This is a genomic window from Kitasatospora acidiphila, from assembly GCF_006636205.1.
Classification (GTDB): domain Bacteria; phylum Actinomycetota; class Actinomycetes; order Streptomycetales; family Streptomycetaceae; genus Kitasatospora; species Kitasatospora acidiphila.
This window is the reverse complement of the sequence record NZ_VIGB01000003.1, coordinates 5,913,505-5,930,850: the sequence shown is the minus strand read 5'-3', so window position 1 is coordinate 5,930,850 and position 17,346 is coordinate 5,913,505. Positions and strand designations below refer to the sequence as shown.

Here is a 17,346-nt window from a genome sequence, read left to right as displayed (position 1 = left end):
CCTGGGCGGAGCTTCGCGATGCCGTCGACACTCCCGCATATTGGGACGGGTCGTCCGCTATTCGAGCGTCTGGATAACCCGCGATGAGCACTGTCACCGCACCGCCGAAGGCCCCCGCGGCCTCGGGCGCCCCGCAGCTGAGCCACGGCCTGAAGCAGCGTCACCTTTCGATGATCGCCCTCGGCGGCGTCATCGGCGCCGGCCTCTTCGTGGGCTCGGGCGCGGGCATCGCGGCGGCCGGCCCCGGCATCATCCTGGCCTTCACGGCGGCCGGCCTGCTGGTCATGCTGGTCATGCGGATGCTGGGCGAGATGTCCGCCGCCCAGCCGGCCTCCGGCTCCTTCTCGGTGCACGCCGAGCGTGAGATCGGCCCCTGGGCGGGTCTGACCGCCGGGTGGATGTACTGGGTGATGCTCTGCTGCGGCGTCGCGGCGGAGGCCACGGCGGCCGGCTCGATCATGAACTCCTGGATCCCGGGCGTGGCCGGCTGGGCCTGGGTCGCGGTCTTCATGACGTTCTTCTGCGCCAGCAACCTGACCGCGGTGAAGAACTTCGGCGAGTTCGAGTTCTGGTTCGCGGCCGTCAAGATCACCGCGATCGTCGCCTTCCTGGTGCTCGGCGTGCTGGGCGTCACCGGCGTCATCGGCCACGGCGCACCGGGTGCTGCCAACCTGACCGGGCACGGCGGGTTCCTGCCGCACGGCGCGAGCGGCCTGATCACCGGCCTGCTCGCCTCGGTGTTCGCCTACGGCGGCCTGGAAACCGTGACCATCGCGGCGGCGGAGTCCGACGACCCGCGCCGAAACGTGGCCAACGCGGTGCGCACGGCGGTCTGGCGGATCGCCCTCTTCTACATCGGCTCGATGGCGCTGGTGGTCACCCTGGTGCCGTGGAACAACCCCGACGTGGTCAAGCTGGGCCCGTACGTGACGGTCCTCCAGCTGCTGAACGTCCCCGGCGCGGCCGTCGTCATGAAGGCCGTCGTCCTGATCGCCCTGCTGAGCGCGATGAACGCCAACATCTACGGCTCCTCCCGGATGGCCTTCTCGCTGGTCGCCCGCGGCCAGGGCCCCAAGGCGCTGGCGAAGGTGAGCGGCGGCGTGCCGCGCCTGGCGGTGCTGGCCTCCTGCGGCTTCGGCTTCGGCGCCGTGCTGGCCGGCTACTGGTGGCCCGACACCGTGTTCACCTGGCTGATGAACACCACCGGCGTGGCCATCCTGGTGGTCTGGCTCTTCATCGGCGTCGCCCAGCTGCGGATGCGCCGCCGCCTGGAGCGCGAGGCGCCCGAGCTGCTGACCGTGAAGATGTGGGGCTACCCGTACCTGACCTGGCTGGCGATCGCCGGCGTGACCGCCCTGCTCGGCCTGATGACGACGACGGCCGGCAACCGCGACCAGCTCTACGCCGCCGGCGTGCTGGTGGCCGGCCTGAGCGCGGTCGGATACTGGCGCCAGCGGCGCGCCCGGAGCGCGTGAAAAGATGCGGGAGGGGGCAGGACCTGCTCCTCCACACCTTCTGCACAGCACCGTGCGAGTCGGACAAAGGAGTACCGCAGTGCCGGGCAAGAACCTCAGTCGCGACGAAGCTCAGCAGCGTGCGAGCCTCCTCAGTGTGCACGGTTACGAGGTCCACCTCGATGTGACCAGCGCGCCGGACGCCGACGCCACAACCTTCCGCTCCACCACCACCATCCGCTTCAGCTGCACCACGCCGGGCGCCGGCAGCTTCGCCGACCTGCTGGCGCCGAGCATGCGGGCCGCCACCCTCAACGGGCGCCGACTCGACCCGGCCGCCGTGTTCGACGGCGCCCGGGTGGCGTTGGAGGGGCTGGAGGCCGAGAACGTCCTGGTGGTGGACGCCGACTGCGCGTACAGCCGGACCGGTGAGGGCCTGCACCGCTTCACCGACCCGGCCGACGGGGAGACCTACCTCTACACCCACTACGAGCCGGCCGAGGCCCGCCGGGTGTTCGCCAACTTCGAGCAGCCCGACCTCAAGGCGCCCTACCGGTTCACCGTGACCGCGCCGGCGGCCTGGGACGTCTACAGCAACGCGGCCGAGGAGTCGGTCACCGAGCAGGACGGCGCCAAGGTCTGGCGGTTCCTGGAGACCAAGCCGATCTCCACCTATCTGACCGCCGTGGTGGCCGGCCCGTACCACGTGGTCCGGGACCACTGGAGCCGCGAACTGCCGGACGGCTCCACGCTGGAGATCCCGCTGGCCGCCACCTGCCGCAGGTCGCTGGCGCCGCACTTCGACGCCGAGGAGATCTTCGAAGTCACCAAGCAGGGCCTGGACTTCTTCCACGAGGAGTTCCAGTACCCGTACCCGTTCGGCAAGTACGACCAGTGCTTCGTGCCGGAGTACAACATCGGGGCGATGGAGAACCCGGGCTGCGTGACCTTCAAGGAGGACTTCGTCTTCCGCTCCCGGGTCACCGAGGCCGCCTACGAGAACCGGGCCAACGTCGTCCTGCACGAGATGGCGCACATGTGGTTCGGCGACCTGGTCACCATGAAGTGGTGGGACGACCTGTGGCTCAAGGAGTCGTTCGCCGACTTCATGGGCTCGTTCGGGCAGCAGGAGGCCACCAAGTACCAGGCCGCCTGGGTGACCTTCGCCAACCAGCGCAAGGCCTGGGCGTACCGGCAGGACCAGTACCCGACCACCCACCCGATCACCGCCGACATCCGCGACGTCGAGGACGCCAAGCTCAACTTCGACGGGATCACCTACGCCAAGGGCGCCGCGGTGCTCAAGCAGCTGGTGGCCTACGCGGGCCGGGACGCCTTCTTCGAGGGCGCCCGCCGCTACTTCCAGCAGCACGCCTTCGGCAACACCGTGCTCGGCGACCTGCTGGAGGTGCTGGCCGTCACCTCCGGGCGCGGTGAGCAGGCGATGGCCGAGTGGTCGGCGGCGTGGCTGCAGACCGCCGGCGTCAACTCGCTGACCCCGCAGGTCACGGTGGACGCCGAGGGCCGGATCACCGAACTGGCGATCGAGCAGGGCGGCGAGGTGTTGCGCCCGCACCGGATCGCGGTCGGCCTGTACGACCGCGAGGCGGACGGCGCCCTGGTACGCACCGCCCGCTTCGAACTGGACGTCACCGGGGCCCGCAGCGCGGTCGCCGAGGCCGCCGGCCGCCCGCGCCCGGCGCTGATCCTGGTCAACGACGACGACCTGACGTACTGCAAGATCCGCTTCGACGCCGACTCGCTGGCCACCCTGCGCACCTCGCTCGGCGACATCCGCGAACCCCTGGCCCGGGCGCTGGCCTGGTCCGCCTGCTGGAACATGACCCGGGACGGGCTGCTGCCGGCCCGCGACTACCTCGACCTGGTGGTGCGGTTCGCCGGTTCGGAGTCGGACATCGGCGTGCTGCAGACCCTGCACGCCCAGGCCAGGAGCGCCCTGGACGTCTTCGCCGACCCCGGCTACCGGGCCGAGGGCGGCCGGCTGCTGGCCGAGAGCGCGCTGCGCGAGCTGCGCGCCGCGGCCCCGGGCAGCGACCAGCAGCTGGCCTGGGCGCGGTTCCTGGCCGCCACCGCGCAGGGCGAGGCGGAGTTCCAGCTGCTGGAGGGGCTGCTCGCCGGCACCGCCCGGATCGACGGCCTGGAGGTGGACCAGGACCTGCGCTGGTCGCTGTGGATCGCGCTGGCCGCCGCCGGTCGGGCCACGGTGGAGCAGCTGGATGCCGAGCTGAAGCGGGACCACACCGCCAGCGGCAGCCAGAAGGCCACCCAGGCGCTGGCCGCCCGGCCGACCGCGGCGGCCAAGGCGGCGGCCTGGTCGGCGGTGGCCGACTCGGACCAGCTGCCCAACGCCATGGTGGGCGCGCAGACCGCCGGCTTCCAGCAGGCCGGGCAGCGCGAGCTGACCGCGCCTTACACCGCGCGCTACTTCGAGCTGCTGGAGTCCATCTGGGCCGAGCGCAGCATCGAGATCGCGATCCGGTTCGTCGGCGGGTTCTTCCCGCGGCTGCAGACCGACGAGGCCACGCTGGCCGCGACCGACGCATGGCTGACGGAGCACCAGCAGGCCGCGCCGGCGCTGCGCCGCCTGGTGCTGGAGTGCCGGGACGAGCTGGCCCGGGCGCTGCGGGCGCAGGCGGCCGACCGCGGCTGATCCTCGCTGACGTCGAAGCGCCTCCACCCGCGGCGGGTAGAGGCGCTTCGGCCTCTGCCGGTGCCCCGGCTACTTGAGCGTGGCCGAGGTGAGCCCGGCTTGCACCTGCCGCTGGAAGGACAGGTAGACCACCAGCACGGGCAGCATGGCGATGGTCATGCCGGCGAAAAGGCCGGGGAAGTCGCTGGCGTAGCCGCTCTGCAGGGCCAGGTTCATCAGACCCTGGGCGAGCATCGAGTGGTCCGGGTCGGAGCTGTTCTGCTGCTGCATCAGGGTGACCGGCAGCAGGTACTGGTTCCACTGCCCGAGCACATTGAAGATGAAGACGCTGATCAGACCGGACTTGGCCATCGGCACCATCACCTGGAAGAACGCCCGGGTGTGCGAACAGCCGTCGATCATCGCCGCCTCGTGCACCGCGGTCGGCAGCGAGCGGAAGAAGGCGTAGAGGAAGAACACGGTGAACGGCAGTGAGTAGGCCGTGTAGACCAGGATGAGGCCGAGGTAGCTGTTGAGGCCGAGCAGCGGGCTGATCTGGCCGAGGTTCTTCACCATGAAGAACAGCGGCACCAGCGCGAGGTAGACCGGAAACATCGCGCCGGCCACGAAGAAGTAGTAGATGACGCGGTTGCCGGGGAACTCGTAGCGGGCCAGCACATAGGCCGCCATCGCGCCGAGCAGCATCGTCAGGGCGAGCGAACCGACCAGCACGATCACGGTGTTGGCGAAGAAGCCGCCGATGCCCTTGTCCCAGGCCCGGGCGAACGCGTCGAAGTGCCAGCTGCCGGGCCAGGTCCAGGCGCTGCCGCCGATCTGGGCGTTGGTCTTGAAGGAGCCGAGCACGATCCAGACCAGCGGACCGATGATCATCAGCGCCCAGACGGCCAGGAAGCCGTGCGAGAAGACGTTGAGGACGCCGCCGCCGTCCGCGAAACGCTGCGCCTGGCTCGGTCGGCGCGGCTGGTCGGTGCCGCGCTGGGCCGGAACGGTGCCGGTCACGTCGGAGTGGATGGTCATGTGCCGTGCCCCGCTCAGAACTCGATCTTCTCGCGCCGGGTCACCCGGAGCGCGACGACGGACAGGATGAGGGTGAGGAAGAAGATCACCACACCCATGGCGCAGGCGTAGCCCGCCTTGCCGTAGGTGATGAAGTTGCGCATCAGCAGGGTCGACAGGACCTCGCTGTGGTAGTCCGGGCCGCCGCCGTAGAACTTGCCCGGGTCATGGTGGAGACCAGCGCGAAGCAGTCCATGGCCGCGATCGCCAGGTACACCCAGGCGGTCTGGATGGTCTCCCAGAGCAGCGGCAGGGTGATCTTGAAGAAGGTCTGCCCGCGCTTGGCACCGTCCAGCAGCGCGGCCTCGTAGATGTCCTTGGGCACCGACTGCATGGCGGCGGAGAACAGCACCAGGTAGAAGCCGACGCCGGACCAGATCAGCACCCCGATCACGCACCACAGGCCGAGGTTGGGGTCGGAGAGCCACTGCCAGGGCCTGTTCGGGTCCTCCACGCCCAGCTTGACCAGCACACCGTTCAACAGGCCGCCCTGGTCGGTGCGGTAGACGCCCTGGAAGAGCACCGAGAGGATGGCGACCGACAGCACCTGCGGGAAGAAGAAGACCACCTTGTAGAAGCCGGCCCCGCGCACCCCCTGCACGCCCCCGGTGCCGCCCCGGCCGCCGACGTTGAGCATGAAGGCGAAGAACAGCGCCAGCAGGATGGTGGCGAGCGGCAGCACCACCAGCAGCAGCAGGTTGTGCTCCAGCGCCAGGACGAAGACGTTGTCGCTGAACAGCGTGGCGTAGTTGCGCAGTCCGATGAAGTTCATCTGCTGCGAGGCCCCGGACCAGTCGGTCAGGGAGTACCCGAAGGTCTGCAGATACGGCCAGATGACCAGTAGTACGTAGAGCGCGACGGGGACGATGAGGAACCCCACGATGAAGGGGTACTTCCGGTGACGCATCAACTGCTCCTGTCCGCCACGGCCTGTGCCAGAGCGGCTCGGTAGGGCGTGGCAACCGGTTCGCGGCCAGGCGCCGGGGCCGTGCGGCCGGTCCCGGCGTCCCGCCTGCCTTCAACTCGACTGCGGTCAGACCTTCTTGGACGTGGCGGCCTTGCACCGGGCCACCCACTGCTGCGGGGTGATCCGGCTGTTGACCAGGTCGGTGGTGGCGTTCTCCATCTCGGTCTCGAACGCCGTCTGCAGGTCCGCGTAGGTGTAGTTGAAGGTGTTGCTGCCGGCCGCGCTGACCGCCTGTGCGGAGGACTTGGTGCCGGGCTTGAGCACCACGTCGGGACCGATGCCGTCCTTCAGCACGGTCAGCGAGTTGGCCGCGGCGGCGAACTTGCCGGAGCCCTCCTTGGTCAGCATGATCCGCAGGAACTCCAGGCCGCCGACCTGGTTCTTCGCCTTCGCCGGCACGATGAACGGCTCACCGGCGCCGGCCCGCACGGCGTTCTGCGGCATCTTGTCACCCGCGAGCGAGGGGACCGGCAGGAACGCCATGTCGAAGTCGGCCGGGGTGACCTTGATCATCTCGTTCTCCAGCCAGGAGCCGCACGGGATGAACGCGGCCTTGCCCTGGCACCATGCGGTCTGCGACTCGGTGTGGGTCATGCCGTTGGTGCCCGGGAGCAGGTAGTCCTTCTGCATGATCTGGAAGAACGCGGAGACGCCGGCCAGCACCGCCGGGTCGTCGAACGCGGTCGGGTCCAGCGCGTCGATCCGCTTCACCAGGTCCGGGCCGGCCTGCTTGGCGACCAGGTCCATGATCAGGTAGTTGGCGTAGTACGGGTACTTGCCCTGGTGGCAGAAGGGCGCGATGCCGGACGCCTTGATGGTGGCGCAGAGCGTGAGGAAGTCGTCCCAGGTCTTGGGCGGGGTCCAGCCCTTGTCCTTGAACAGCTTGTTGGAGTACCAGAGGCCGTAGACCGTGTAGACGTAGTTGAGCGAGTACATCTTGCCGTCGATGGTGCCCTGGTCGATGGTGCCGGGCAGCAGCACATCGCGGATCTTCTGGCTCGGGTTGTCCAGGTACGGCGCGTCCAGCAGCACGGTCAGGTCGGTCAGCTGGCCGGCCTTCTCCAGCACGTCGAGCCGCATCGCCTGGGCGCCCGAGTCGTCGACCACGTCCGGCGGGTTGCCCGCGTTGAACCGGGGCTGCAGCTTGGGGCTGATGTCCTGGGTACCCAGGTGGCTGACGCTGGCGCCGCTGTAGTTCTTCTTGTACATGTCCTCGAAGGCCCTGGCGTAGTCGTCGCCGTAGCCGCCCTTGAAGATCACGACGTCCAGCGGGTCGCTCGACTTGACCCCGAACGGGTTGGTCGCGCTGCCGCTGCCGCTCGGCGCGGTGCCCTTGTTGTCGCTGCTGCCGCCACCCCCGGCAGCACATGCGGCGAGCAGCGAACTGCTGCCGGCCGCAAGGACGGTGGCCGCGGCCGCGCGCTTGAAGACGTCGCGGCGGTTGTACTCAGTTGCAGAGCCCATGGGTGCCCTAACCCCTCAGTGTCCTGGTGATGCGGAGGTGAACCGATGTCCGCCCCGAAACCGTCATCTGATGGCCAATCAACTCCCGTCCCTCATCGACATGTTGGCCATTGCCAACGGCGCCGGTCAGAGGGGGTGCGGTCGATGGGCAAAGGTATAGTCCAGTGTTCATCCGGCGGCAATAGTCTCCCCACCGGCAGCACCTTCTGGCACTCAAAGCGTTGCCGGCGGTGCAGCATGTGCAATGTTCAGGAAGCCTGCATATTTCAGTCGGCCAGCTGAATCATGCCCGCGGAGAGGGAGGTTAGCGCGGTACTGCTTGAGTGAACATAGAAATGCGCAGTTTCGTGCAGACTACGACCAGGGCCGCTCAGACCTGGATGCCTTTGGGCATACCCCGGCGGTGCGGGCGGTCACCTGCGACTTCCTGGGAGGGCATCCGCTCGGTGACGATCTCGACCCCGTCGCCGCTGAGCGCGGCCAGCCCGGCCGGGCGCCCGGTGATCACAAGCAGCAGGTCCAGCATCGGTCCGCGCACCTCGGGCCCCTCGCCCGCCGACCAGTCGGTGTCGGTCGCGGTCAGCTTCAGGCCCGCCACCCGCTTCTTGCCGCCGATCAGGAAGTTGGAGCGGCGGTAGAAGTCGGCGCAGGTGGTCAGCGCCGCCATCGGGTACTCATGGGCGATGCCCAGCGGGCGCCGGATGTCCTCGGCGTGCACCACCGTCTCGCCGAGCCAGGTCGCGTCCGGTCCGCGCGGGTGCTCCACCGAGTCGACCAGCATCTCGAACGCCTTCACCGTGGCGGACGGGCGACCCCGGGTGAACTCATGGATGTCCCGGTCGGTCATCCGCCGGAAGTTGAACCGCGCCTTGACCGCCTTGCGCACGAAGTCGGCCTGCGTCATCCGGGCGGTGGCGGCCAGGTGCGCCAGCACGTCGCGCACCGTGCGGCCCGCGCAGAGCGACATCACCGTCCACTGCGCGGGGGCCAGCTGCCGCACGTCCTCGAGCAGCGCGCGCCGCTCGACGTGGATCACCGGCCAGAGGTCCTCGGAACTGGCGTCCATATGTCCGGAATAGCACAGACCGCGCTCCCCCACCTGGGGAGAGCGCGGTCCGCGGGTACTACGGGGTGCCTGCTCAGCCGATCAGGCTGCGCAGCACGTACTGCAGGATGCCGCCGTTGCGGTAGTAGTCCGCCTCACCGGGGGTGTCGATGCGCACCACCGCGTCGAACTCGACGTCGCCCGCCTTGACCTTGACGGTCTTCGGGGTGCGGCCCTCGTTCAGCTCGGTCACGCCGGTGATGGAGAAGGTCTCCTCGCCGGTCAGGCCCAGGCTGTCGGCGCTCTGGCCCTCGGGGAACTGCAGCGGCAGCACGCCCATGCCGATCAGGTTGGAGCGGTGGATGCGCTCGTAGGACTCGGCGATGACGGCCTTGACGCCGAGCAGCGCGGTGCCCTTGGCCGCCCAGTCGCGGGACGAGCCGGAGCCGTACTCCTTGCCGGCCAGGACGACCAGCGGGATGCCGGCGGCCTGGTAGTTCTGCGAGGCGTCGTAGATGAACGACACCGGGCCCTCGGCCTGGGTGAAGTCGCGGGTGTAGCCGCCCTCGGTGCCCGGCGCGATCTGGTTGCGCAGGCGGATGTTGGCGAAGGTGCCGCGGATCATCACCTCGTGGTTGCCACGGCGCGAGCCGTACGAGTTGAAGTCGCGCTTCTCCACACCGTGCTCGGTCAGGTACTGCGCGGCCGGGGTGCCGGCCTTGATGTTGCCCGCCGGGGAGATGTGGTCGGTGGTGACCGAGTCGCCCAGCTTGGCCAGCACCCGGGCGCCGGCGATGTCCTGCACCGGGCTCGGGGTCTTGGCCATGCCCTCGAAGTACGGGGGCTTGCGGACGTAGGTGGACTCGGCGTCCCACTCGAAGGTGTTGCCGGTCGGGACCGGGAGCGACTGCCAGCGGTGGTCGCCGGCGAAGACGTCCGCGTAGTCCCGGGTGAACATGTCCTGGTCGATGGAGTGGGCGACGACGTCGGCCACCTCCTGCTCGGTCGGCCAGATGTCGGCGAGGAAGACGTCGTTGCCGTCGGCGTCCTGGCCCAGCGCGTCGCGGGTGATGTCGACGTTCATGTTGCCGGCCAGGGCGTAGGCGACCACCAGCGGCGGGGAGGCCAGGTAGTTCATCTTGACGTCCGGGTTGATCCGGCCCTCGAAGTTGCGGTTGCCGGAGAGCACCGACACCACGGCGAGGTCGGCCTCGTTGACCGCGGCGGAGACCTCCTCGGGCAGCGGGCCCGAGTTGCCGATGCAGGTCACGCAGCCGTAGCCGACCAGGTTGAAGCCCAGCTTCTCCATGTACGGGAGCAGGCCGGCCTTCTCGTAGTAGCCCATGACGACCTTGGACCCGGGGGCCAGGGTGGTCTTGACCCACGGCTTGACCTGCAGGCCCTTCTCCACGGCCTTCTTCGCCAGCAGGGCGGCGCCCAGCATGACGGAGGGGTTGGAGGTGTTGGTGCAGGAGGTGATCGAGGCGATCACCACGGCGCCGTTGTCGATCTGGTACGACGAACCGTCGGGGGCGGTGACGGTGGTCGGCTTGGAGGCCTCGGCGGAGTAGGTCGGCAGCGCCTCGGCGAACTTGGCGGCGGCCTCGGCCAGCACCACGCGGTCCTGCGGGCGCTTCGGGCCGGCGATCGACGGGACCACGGTGGCCAGGTCCAGCTCCAGGTACTCGGAGTAGACCGGCTCCTTGGCCGCGTCGTGCCAGAGGCCCTGCTCCTTGGCGTACGCCTCGACCAGGGCGAGCTGCTGCTCGTCACGGCCGGTGAGCTTCAGGTAGTTGATGGTCTCGTTGTCGATCGGGAAGATCGCGCAGGTCGAGCCGAACTCCGGCGACATGTTGCCGATGGTGGCGCGGTTGGCCAGCGGGATGGCGCTGACGCCGGCACCGTAGAACTCGACGAACTTGCCGACCACACCGTGCTTGCGGAGCATCTCGGTGATGGTGAGCACCAGGTCGGTGGCGGTGGCACCGGCCGGCAGCTGGCCGTTCAGCTTGAAGCCGACCACCCGCGGGATCAGCATCGACACCGGCTGGCCGAGCATCGCGGCCTCGGCCTCGATGCCGCCGACGCCCCAGCCGAGCACACCGAGGCCGTTGACCATCGTGGTGTGCGAGTCGGTGCCGACGCAGGTGTCGGGGTAGGCCTGGCCGCCGCGGACCATGATGGTGCGGGCCAGGTGCTCGATGTTCACCTGGTGCACGATGCCGGTGCCGGGCGGGACCACCTTGAACTCGTCGAAGGCCGTCTGGCCCCAGCGCAGGAACTGGTAGCGCTCCTTGTTGCGGCCGTACTCGATCTCGACGTTCTGGGTGAACGCGTCCTTGGTGCCGAACTTGTCGGCGATCACCGAGTGGTCGATGACCAGCTCGGCCGGGGCCAGCGGGTTGATCTTGGCCGGGTCGCCGCCCAGCTCCTTGACCGCCTCACGCATGGTGGCGAGGTCCACCACGCAGGGCACGCCGGTGAAGTCCTGCATGATCACGCGGGCCGGCGTGAACTGGATCTCCTGGCTCGGCGCGGCGTTCGGGTCCCAGCCGCCGAGAGCCCGGATGTGGTCGGCGGTGATGTTGGCGCCGTCCTCGGTGCGGAGCAGGTTCTCCAGCAGCACCTTGAGGCTGTACGGCAGCCGCTCGGAACCCTCGACGGCGGAGAGCTTGAAGATCTCGTACGACTCGTCGCCCACCTGCAGCGAGCTGCGGGCGTCGAAGCTGTTCGCGGACACGACTGACTCCTTCTAGGTACTTCGTGCAGCACGTGGGGGTCCGGGGGACCACACGAGGAAGCCCGGGGATCGCCTCTCGGCAAGTATCTTGATGTCGAGATAAATCATAGCCTCGAGTTATCTCGATGTCGAGATAAACCATAGTGCATGCACCGACTGAGAGTGACGTCGGCACCCCTCCGGCGCGCCCCGCCGAGTCGGCGAACTCGCCCGCGCCGCAACCGCTCCGCCGTGCAGCGGGTACCGCCCCCGGATCGCCGTCGGGGTGCCCGAACGCGGCTCAGCCGCCGAGGGTCGCGACCAGGATCGCCTTGATGGTGTGCAGCCGGTTCTCGGCCTGGTCGAAGACGATCGAGTGCTCGGACTCGAAGAGCTCGTCGGTGCACTCCAACTCGGCCATCCCGGTGGCCTCGTAGAGCTGCCGGGCCACCGTGGTGCCCAGGTCGTGGAAGGCCGGCAGACAGTGCAGGAACTTCGCCCGGGGGTTGCCGGTGGCGCGAACGGTGTCCATGGAGACCTGGTAGGGCTTGAGCTCGGCGATCCGCTCGGCCCAGACCTCCTTGGGCTCGCCCATCGAGACCCAGACGTCGGTGTAGAGGAAGTCGGCGCCGGCCACGCCCGCGGCGACGTCCTCGGTCAGGGTGATCCGCGCACCGCTGGCCTGCGCCAGCTGCTCGGCGCAGGTGCGGATCTCCGCGGCGGGCCAGTACTGGGCGGGGGCGACGATCCGCAGGTCCAGGCCCAGCAGGGCGCCGGTGATCAGCAGCGAGTTGCCCATGTTGTACCGGGCATCGCCGAGGTAGGCCAGGGTGACCTCGGACAGCGGCTTGTCGCTGTGCTCCTGGACGGTCAGCATGTCGGCGAGCATCTGGGTGGGGTGCCACTCGTCGGTGAGCCCGTTCCACACCGGCACCCCGGCGTGCTCGGCCAGCTCCTCGATCACCGACTGGCCGTGGCCGCGGTACTGGATGCCGTCGTACATCCGGCCGAGCACCCGGGCAGTGTCCTTCACCGACTCCTTGTGCCCGATCTGCGACGCTGACGGGTCAAGATAGGTCGTGCCCGCGCCCTGGTCGTGCGCGGCCACCTCGAAGGCGCACCTGGTGCGGGTTGAGGTCTTCTCGAAGACCAGCGCAATGCTCTTGCCCCGCAGCCGCGGCTGCTCGGTGCCGGCGTACTTGGCGGCCTTGAGCTGGGCGGCCAACTCCAGCAGGAAGCGGAACTCCTCGGCCGTGAAGTCGAGCTCCTTGAGGAAATGCCGGTTCCTGAGGTTCAAGGCCATGCCGGGCTCCTGGGGTGACGGGATCAACGTGGCAACAGTATACGAATACCCGAATTACTATGCAGTGATGATCACGTGCTGGGACGGCCGGCGGCGTGGTGGGGGGCCGGGCTCGGGCCCGGCGTGTGCCCGGGCCCGGGGTGACTGCGGCCCGGGTGGGCCCGGGCCGGGCGGGGTGCCGCCGTCGGGCGGCGGCACCCCGGTGCGGGGCCGGCGTTCAGAGCCGCGGGTCCACCGGCTCCGACTCCAGGGCGAGGACCGCGAAGACCGGCTCGTGCACCCGCCAGAGCGGCTCGCCGCTCGCCAGCCGGTCCAGTGCCTCCATGCCCAGCGCGAACTCACGCAGCGCCAGCGACTGCTTGTGGCCCAGCACCCGCCCGCGCAGCACCGCCAGATGCTCGGTGTAGTCCGGACCGTAGATGATCCGCAGATACTCCCGCCCGCGCACCTTCAGCCCCGGCTGGATGAGCCTGCCGGGCCGCCCTTCGCCTGCCGCGCCACGCACCACCGAGGCCAGCGGCTTGACCACCATGCCCTCGCCGCCGGCCGCGGTGAGCTCCTCCCACCAGGCGGTGGCGGCCGCGGTCGACGCCTCGTCGGCGGTGTCGACCAGCCGCCGGCCGGTGGTCCGCAGCAGCGGCTCGGCCGGGTGCGCCGCCGCATCGGCCGCCACCAGGCGGTCCAACCACTCCAGGTGCCGGTCGTGCGGCCGCACCGCCAGGTTGGCGCCCTCGGCGGCCAGCACCTGGAACGGCGCCAGCCGGATCCCGGTCAGCCCCTCGGTCGGCCAGCAGTAGCGCTGGTAGGCCGCGGTGAAGGCGGTGGCATCGGCGGCCCGGCGGCGCTGACGCTCGGTCAGCTCGGCCAGCCCGCCCATGCCCCGTTCGGTGGCGAGCCGCAGCGCGTCGAGCACCTCCGGCAGCACCGCACCGGCCGCTGCCCCGACCGCCGCGTACTGCCGGCGCAGCAACTCGACCGCCTTGAGCGACCAGGGCAGCAGCTCGGCGTCGAGCAGCAGCCAGCCAGTGGCCAACTCGTCGAACAGGCCTGCCGATTCGGCGGCCGCCCGGACCCGGTCGAGCACCGCCTCGGTCAACTCCCGGTCGTCCAGGAACGCCCGGCCCGTCCTGGTCCAGATCGCCCCGGGACCGGTCACGCCGAACCGCTGCTCCAGCGACACCGCGTCCCGCGCGACCAGCAGCACGGCCCGCGAGCCCATGTGCTTCTCCTCGCAGACCACCTCCCGGACGCCGGCGGCCAGGTAGGCGCCGAACGCCTCCTCGGGGTGCTCCAGATACCCCTCGCGCCGCGAGGTGGGGCTCGGGGCCATGGTCGGCGGCAGATAGGCGAGCAGCCGCGGATCCAGGGCGAACCGGCTCATCACCTCCAGCGCGGCGGCGGCGTTCTCCTCCCGGACGGCGATCCGGCCGTGCAGGGCGGTCTCCACCACCCGGCGCCCGGCCACATCCGCCAGGTCGAGCGGCCTCCCCTCCCGGCCGCCCGGCGCCTCGGACGCCAGCGGCCGCACCGGGGCGTACCACTCCTGCTCGGCGGGCACGCCGACCAGCTCGCGCTCCGGATAGCGCAGCGCGGTCAGGCTGCCGCCGAAGACGGCGCCGGTGTCCAGGCAGATGGTGTTGTTGAGGAAGCTCGGCACCGGCACCGGGGTGTGGCCGTACACCACCAGCGCCTTGCCCCGGTACTCCTCGGCCCAGGGGTAGCGGACCGGCAGACCGTACTCATCGGTCTCCCCCGTGGTGTCGCCGTACAGCGCGTGCGAGCGGACCCGGCCGGAGGTACGGCCGTGGTACTTCTCCGGCAGGCCGGCGTGGCAGACCACCAACCGGCCCTCGTCCAGCAGGTAGTGGCTGACCAGGTCCCGGATGAAGGCCCGCACCTCGGCAACGAACTCCGGCGGCTCGGCCGCGAGCTGGTCGAGCGACTCCTGCAGGCCGTGCGAGACGGTCACCTGCCGCCCGCTCAACGCCCGGCCGAGCTTGTTCTCGTGGTTGCCGGGCACGCAGAGCGCGTGGCCGGCACCCACCATGCCCATCACCAGGCGCAGCACCCCGGGGGTGTCCGGGCCGCGGTCCACCAGGTCGCCGACGAAGACCGCGGTGCGGCCGGCGGGCGGCACGGCGTCCACCGGGCGGCCCTGCGCGTCGCGGACCAGCAGGTAGCCGAGCTTGTCGAGCAGGGTCTCCAACTCGGCACGGCAGCCGTGGATGTCACCGACGATGTCGAACGGGCCGGTGCGATCGCGCAGATCGTTCCAGCGCCGCTCGACGACGATCTCGGCGGCCGCCACCTCGGCCTCACCACGCAGGTGGTGCACCCGGCGGAAGCCCTCGCGTTCCAGGCCGTTCAGCGAGCGGCGCAGCTCGCGGTGCTGGCGCTGGACCACCTGCGGCCCGAAGTCCCGGTCCGGCCGGGTGCGGTTGCGTGCGATGCAGACGCCTGGCGGCACGTCGAGCACGATGGCGATCGGCAGCACATCGTGCTCCCGGGCCAGTGCGACCAGCTGCTTGCGCGCCGCGGGTTGCACATTGGTGGCGTCCACCACGGTGAGCCGGCCCGCCGCCAGCCGCTTGCCGACGATGTAGTGCAGCAGCTCGAAGGCGTCGGCCGAGGCGGACTGGTCGTTCTCGTCGTCCGAGACCAGCCCTCGGCAGAAGTCGGAGGAGATCACCTGGGTGGCCGCGAAGTGCCGGCGGGCGAAGCTGGACTTGCCCGCGCCACTGGTGCCGACCAGCACCACCAGGGCGAGGTCGGTGACCGGCAGTCGACGAGGGGCGGACGCGGTGGGCTCGGGGCCGGTGCTGAGGTCGGTGTTGGAGTTGGTGCCGATCGGGTCGGTGCTGGTGGGGTCGGTGGACTCGGTCATCGGTCGCTCCCTTCGGCGGCTCGCGACGGGCTGTCGGCGGGGTGGGTGGTGGGACGGGTGACGGGGTGGTCGGCGGCGGTCCGCTCGGCCAGCCGGAAGGCGGCCAGCTGGCTGGGCGCGCCGACCTCCGGATCGTCGGGGCCGACGGGCTGGAAGGAGACGCTGTAGCCGTACTGGGCCGCGACCCGCTCGGCCCAGGCCCGGAAGGTGGCCCGGTCCCACTCGAAGCGGTGGTCGCCGTGCCGGAACCGGCCGGCAGGCAGGCTCTCCCAGCGCACGTTGTACTCGGCGTTCGGCGTGGTCACCAGCACGGTGGCCGGGTGGGCCGCACCGAACACCGCGTACTCCAGGGCCGGCAGCCGGTCCTCGTCCAGGTGCTCGATCACCTCGCAGAGCACCGCCGCGTCATACCCGCGCAGCCGCGCGTCGGTGTACGTCAACGCGCCCTGGACCAGCCGGACCCGGGCGGCCTGGCGCTCCGGCAGCCGGTGCAGCCGCAGCCGCCGGGCGGCGACCGCCAGCGCGCCGGCCGAGACATCGACCCCGAGGATCTCGCTGAACTGCCGGTCCTTCAGCAGCTCACCGACCAACTCGCCCTGGCCGCAACCGAGATCGAGCACCCGAGCGGCGCCCTCGGCTCGCAGCAGGTCGAGGATCGCCGCGCGGCGCTGCCAGGCCAGCGGCAGCGGACGCTCGGCGGCAGCGGCGTCTGCGGCGGAGTCCACGGCGCCATCGGTGCCATCGGCGCCAGCGGCACCGGCGCGATCCGCGTCCACGGCACTGCCGCTGTTGGCATAGGTACCCGCGTCGGCATCGAAGTCGATGCCGGTCTCGTCGGCGGCATCGCCCTCGGTCGGTGCGACCGCGTCGTCCAGCTCCTCCGGCTCCCGCTCCTCGGCCTCGGCCAGCCGGACCAGCTCCAGTCGGCGCAGTGCCTCGTTCGCCAGCGACCAGCGCCGCTGCAGATACCGACGGGCGATCAGGGTGCGCTCGGGGTGGTCGGCGAGCCAGCCCGCACCGGCGGCCAGCAGCTTGTCCACCTCGTCCGGGGCGACCCAGTAGTGCTTGGCACCGTCCAGCACCGGCAGCAGCACATAGAGGTGCTGCAGTGCGTCGGCCAGCCGCAGCGTGCCGGTCAGCTCCAGGCGCAGATAGCGCGAGGACCCCCACTCCGGGAAGGACTCGTCCAGCGGTATCGGCGCGGCGTCGACCTGCCAGCCCAACGGAGTGAAGAGCCGCTCGACCAGCGACGGCTCATCGGGCCGGAACGACTCGCCCTGGGCCGCGACCGCCGGCAGCAGCACCGTCAGCGGGCGCGGCTGGTCGGCCAGGCCGGGTCGTTGCGCGCAGGCGCCCTTCATCGCACTGCGGAAGACCGTGCGCAGCGCGACGGCGAGCAGCGAGGAGGCGGCGTACGTGCGGTCGTTGACGTACTGGGCCAGCGCCGCTGCCCCGGTCGACCCGGAGCGACTGGTCGGTGCCCGGCCGCGCGACCGGCGGACCAGGGCGATCGGGTCCACCTCCAGCAGCAGTGCGGCGGTGCAGCGCTGCGCGCCCACTTCGGGGTAGAACACCGTCGCCTCGCCGTGCGCGGTGCTGAACTGCTGCACCTTCTCCGGGTGTTTGTGCAGCAGGTAGCCCAGGTCGGTGGCGGGCTGGGCATCGGTACCTGTGGTGGAGATCGAGATGAACACCCACCGGAGTATCCCGGGCGGCCCGGTCGCCCGGCACTCGAATTTGCCCGGCGGCCCGGCCGCACCGGTCCACCGCCCGAGCCGTTTCG

9 protein-coding genes and 1 pseudogene are annotated in these 17,346 nt (G+C 70.3%); 2 read left to right on the top strand and 8 right to left on the bottom strand.

The window, feature by feature from the left end:
• The first annotated feature begins 83 nt into the window (after positions 1-83).
• A complete protein-coding gene (locus E6W39_RS28050; protein ID WP_141635864.1) occupies positions 84-1,475 on the top strand; it encodes an amino acid permease in 1,392 nt (463 codons plus the stop codon).
• 79 nt (positions 1,476-1,554) lie between these two features.
• A complete protein-coding gene (pepN, locus tag E6W39_RS28045) occupies positions 1,555-4,125 on the top strand; it encodes an aminopeptidase N (RefSeq protein ID WP_141635863.1) in 2,571 nt (856 codons plus the stop codon).
• Between the two features lie 69 nt (positions 4,126-4,194).
• On the opposite strand, the gene E6W39_RS28040 is transcribed toward pepN, so the two are convergent.
• The 8 genes and pseudogenes from E6W39_RS28040 to E6W39_RS28005 all read right to left on the bottom strand — a co-directional run bounded on the left by E6W39_RS28040 (position 4,195) and on the right by E6W39_RS28005 (position 17,257).
• The gene (locus E6W39_RS28040) at positions 4,195-5,142 is read right to left on the bottom strand and encodes a carbohydrate ABC transporter permease (protein ID WP_141635862.1); all 948 of its coding nucleotides are present in this window, start codon (positions 5,140-5,142) and stop codon (positions 4,195-4,197) included.
• 14 nt (positions 5,143-5,156) lie between these two features.
• Positions 5,157-6,088, bottom strand: a pseudogene (locus tag E6W39_RS28035) (carbohydrate ABC transporter permease).
• 126 nt (positions 6,089-6,214) lie between these two features.
• Entirely contained in the window at positions 6,215-7,612 is a 1,398-nt protein-coding gene (gene ngcE, locus E6W39_RS28030; RefSeq protein ID WP_141635861.1) for an N-acetylglucosamine/diacetylchitobiose ABC transporter substrate-binding protein, read from the bottom strand.
• A gap of 370 nt (positions 7,613-7,982) precedes the next feature.
• A complete protein-coding gene (locus E6W39_RS28025; protein WP_141635860.1) occupies positions 7,983-8,678 on the bottom strand; it encodes a maleylpyruvate isomerase family mycothiol-dependent enzyme in 696 nt (231 codons plus the stop codon).
• A 73-nt stretch (positions 8,679-8,751) separates the two neighbouring features.
• Positions 8,752-11,397, bottom strand: a complete 2,646-nt coding sequence (gene acnA / locus E6W39_RS28020; RefSeq protein WP_141635859.1) for an aconitate hydratase AcnA — start codon at positions 11,395-11,397, stop codon at positions 8,752-8,754.
• 280 nt (positions 11,398-11,677) lie between these two features.
• Positions 11,678-12,679, bottom strand: a complete 1,002-nt coding sequence (gene argF, locus E6W39_RS28015) for an ornithine carbamoyltransferase (RefSeq protein ID WP_141635858.1) — start codon at positions 12,677-12,679, stop codon at positions 11,678-11,680.
• A gap of 217 nt (positions 12,680-12,896) precedes the next feature.
• Positions 12,897-15,563: a polynucleotide kinase-phosphatase gene (locus E6W39_RS28010; RefSeq protein ID WP_141635857.1), complete on the bottom strand. Its 2,667-nt coding sequence runs from the start codon at positions 15,561-15,563 to the stop codon at positions 12,897-12,899.
• Complete coding sequence (locus tag E6W39_RS28005) at positions 15,560-17,257, bottom strand: 3' terminal RNA ribose 2'-O-methyltransferase Hen1 (protein ID WP_141635856.1); 1,698 nt, start codon at positions 17,255-17,257, stop codon at positions 15,560-15,562. Before E6W39_RS28005 ends, E6W39_RS28010 begins: the two co-directional genes overlap by 4 nt.
• Positions 17,258-17,346: the final 89 nt, after the last annotated feature.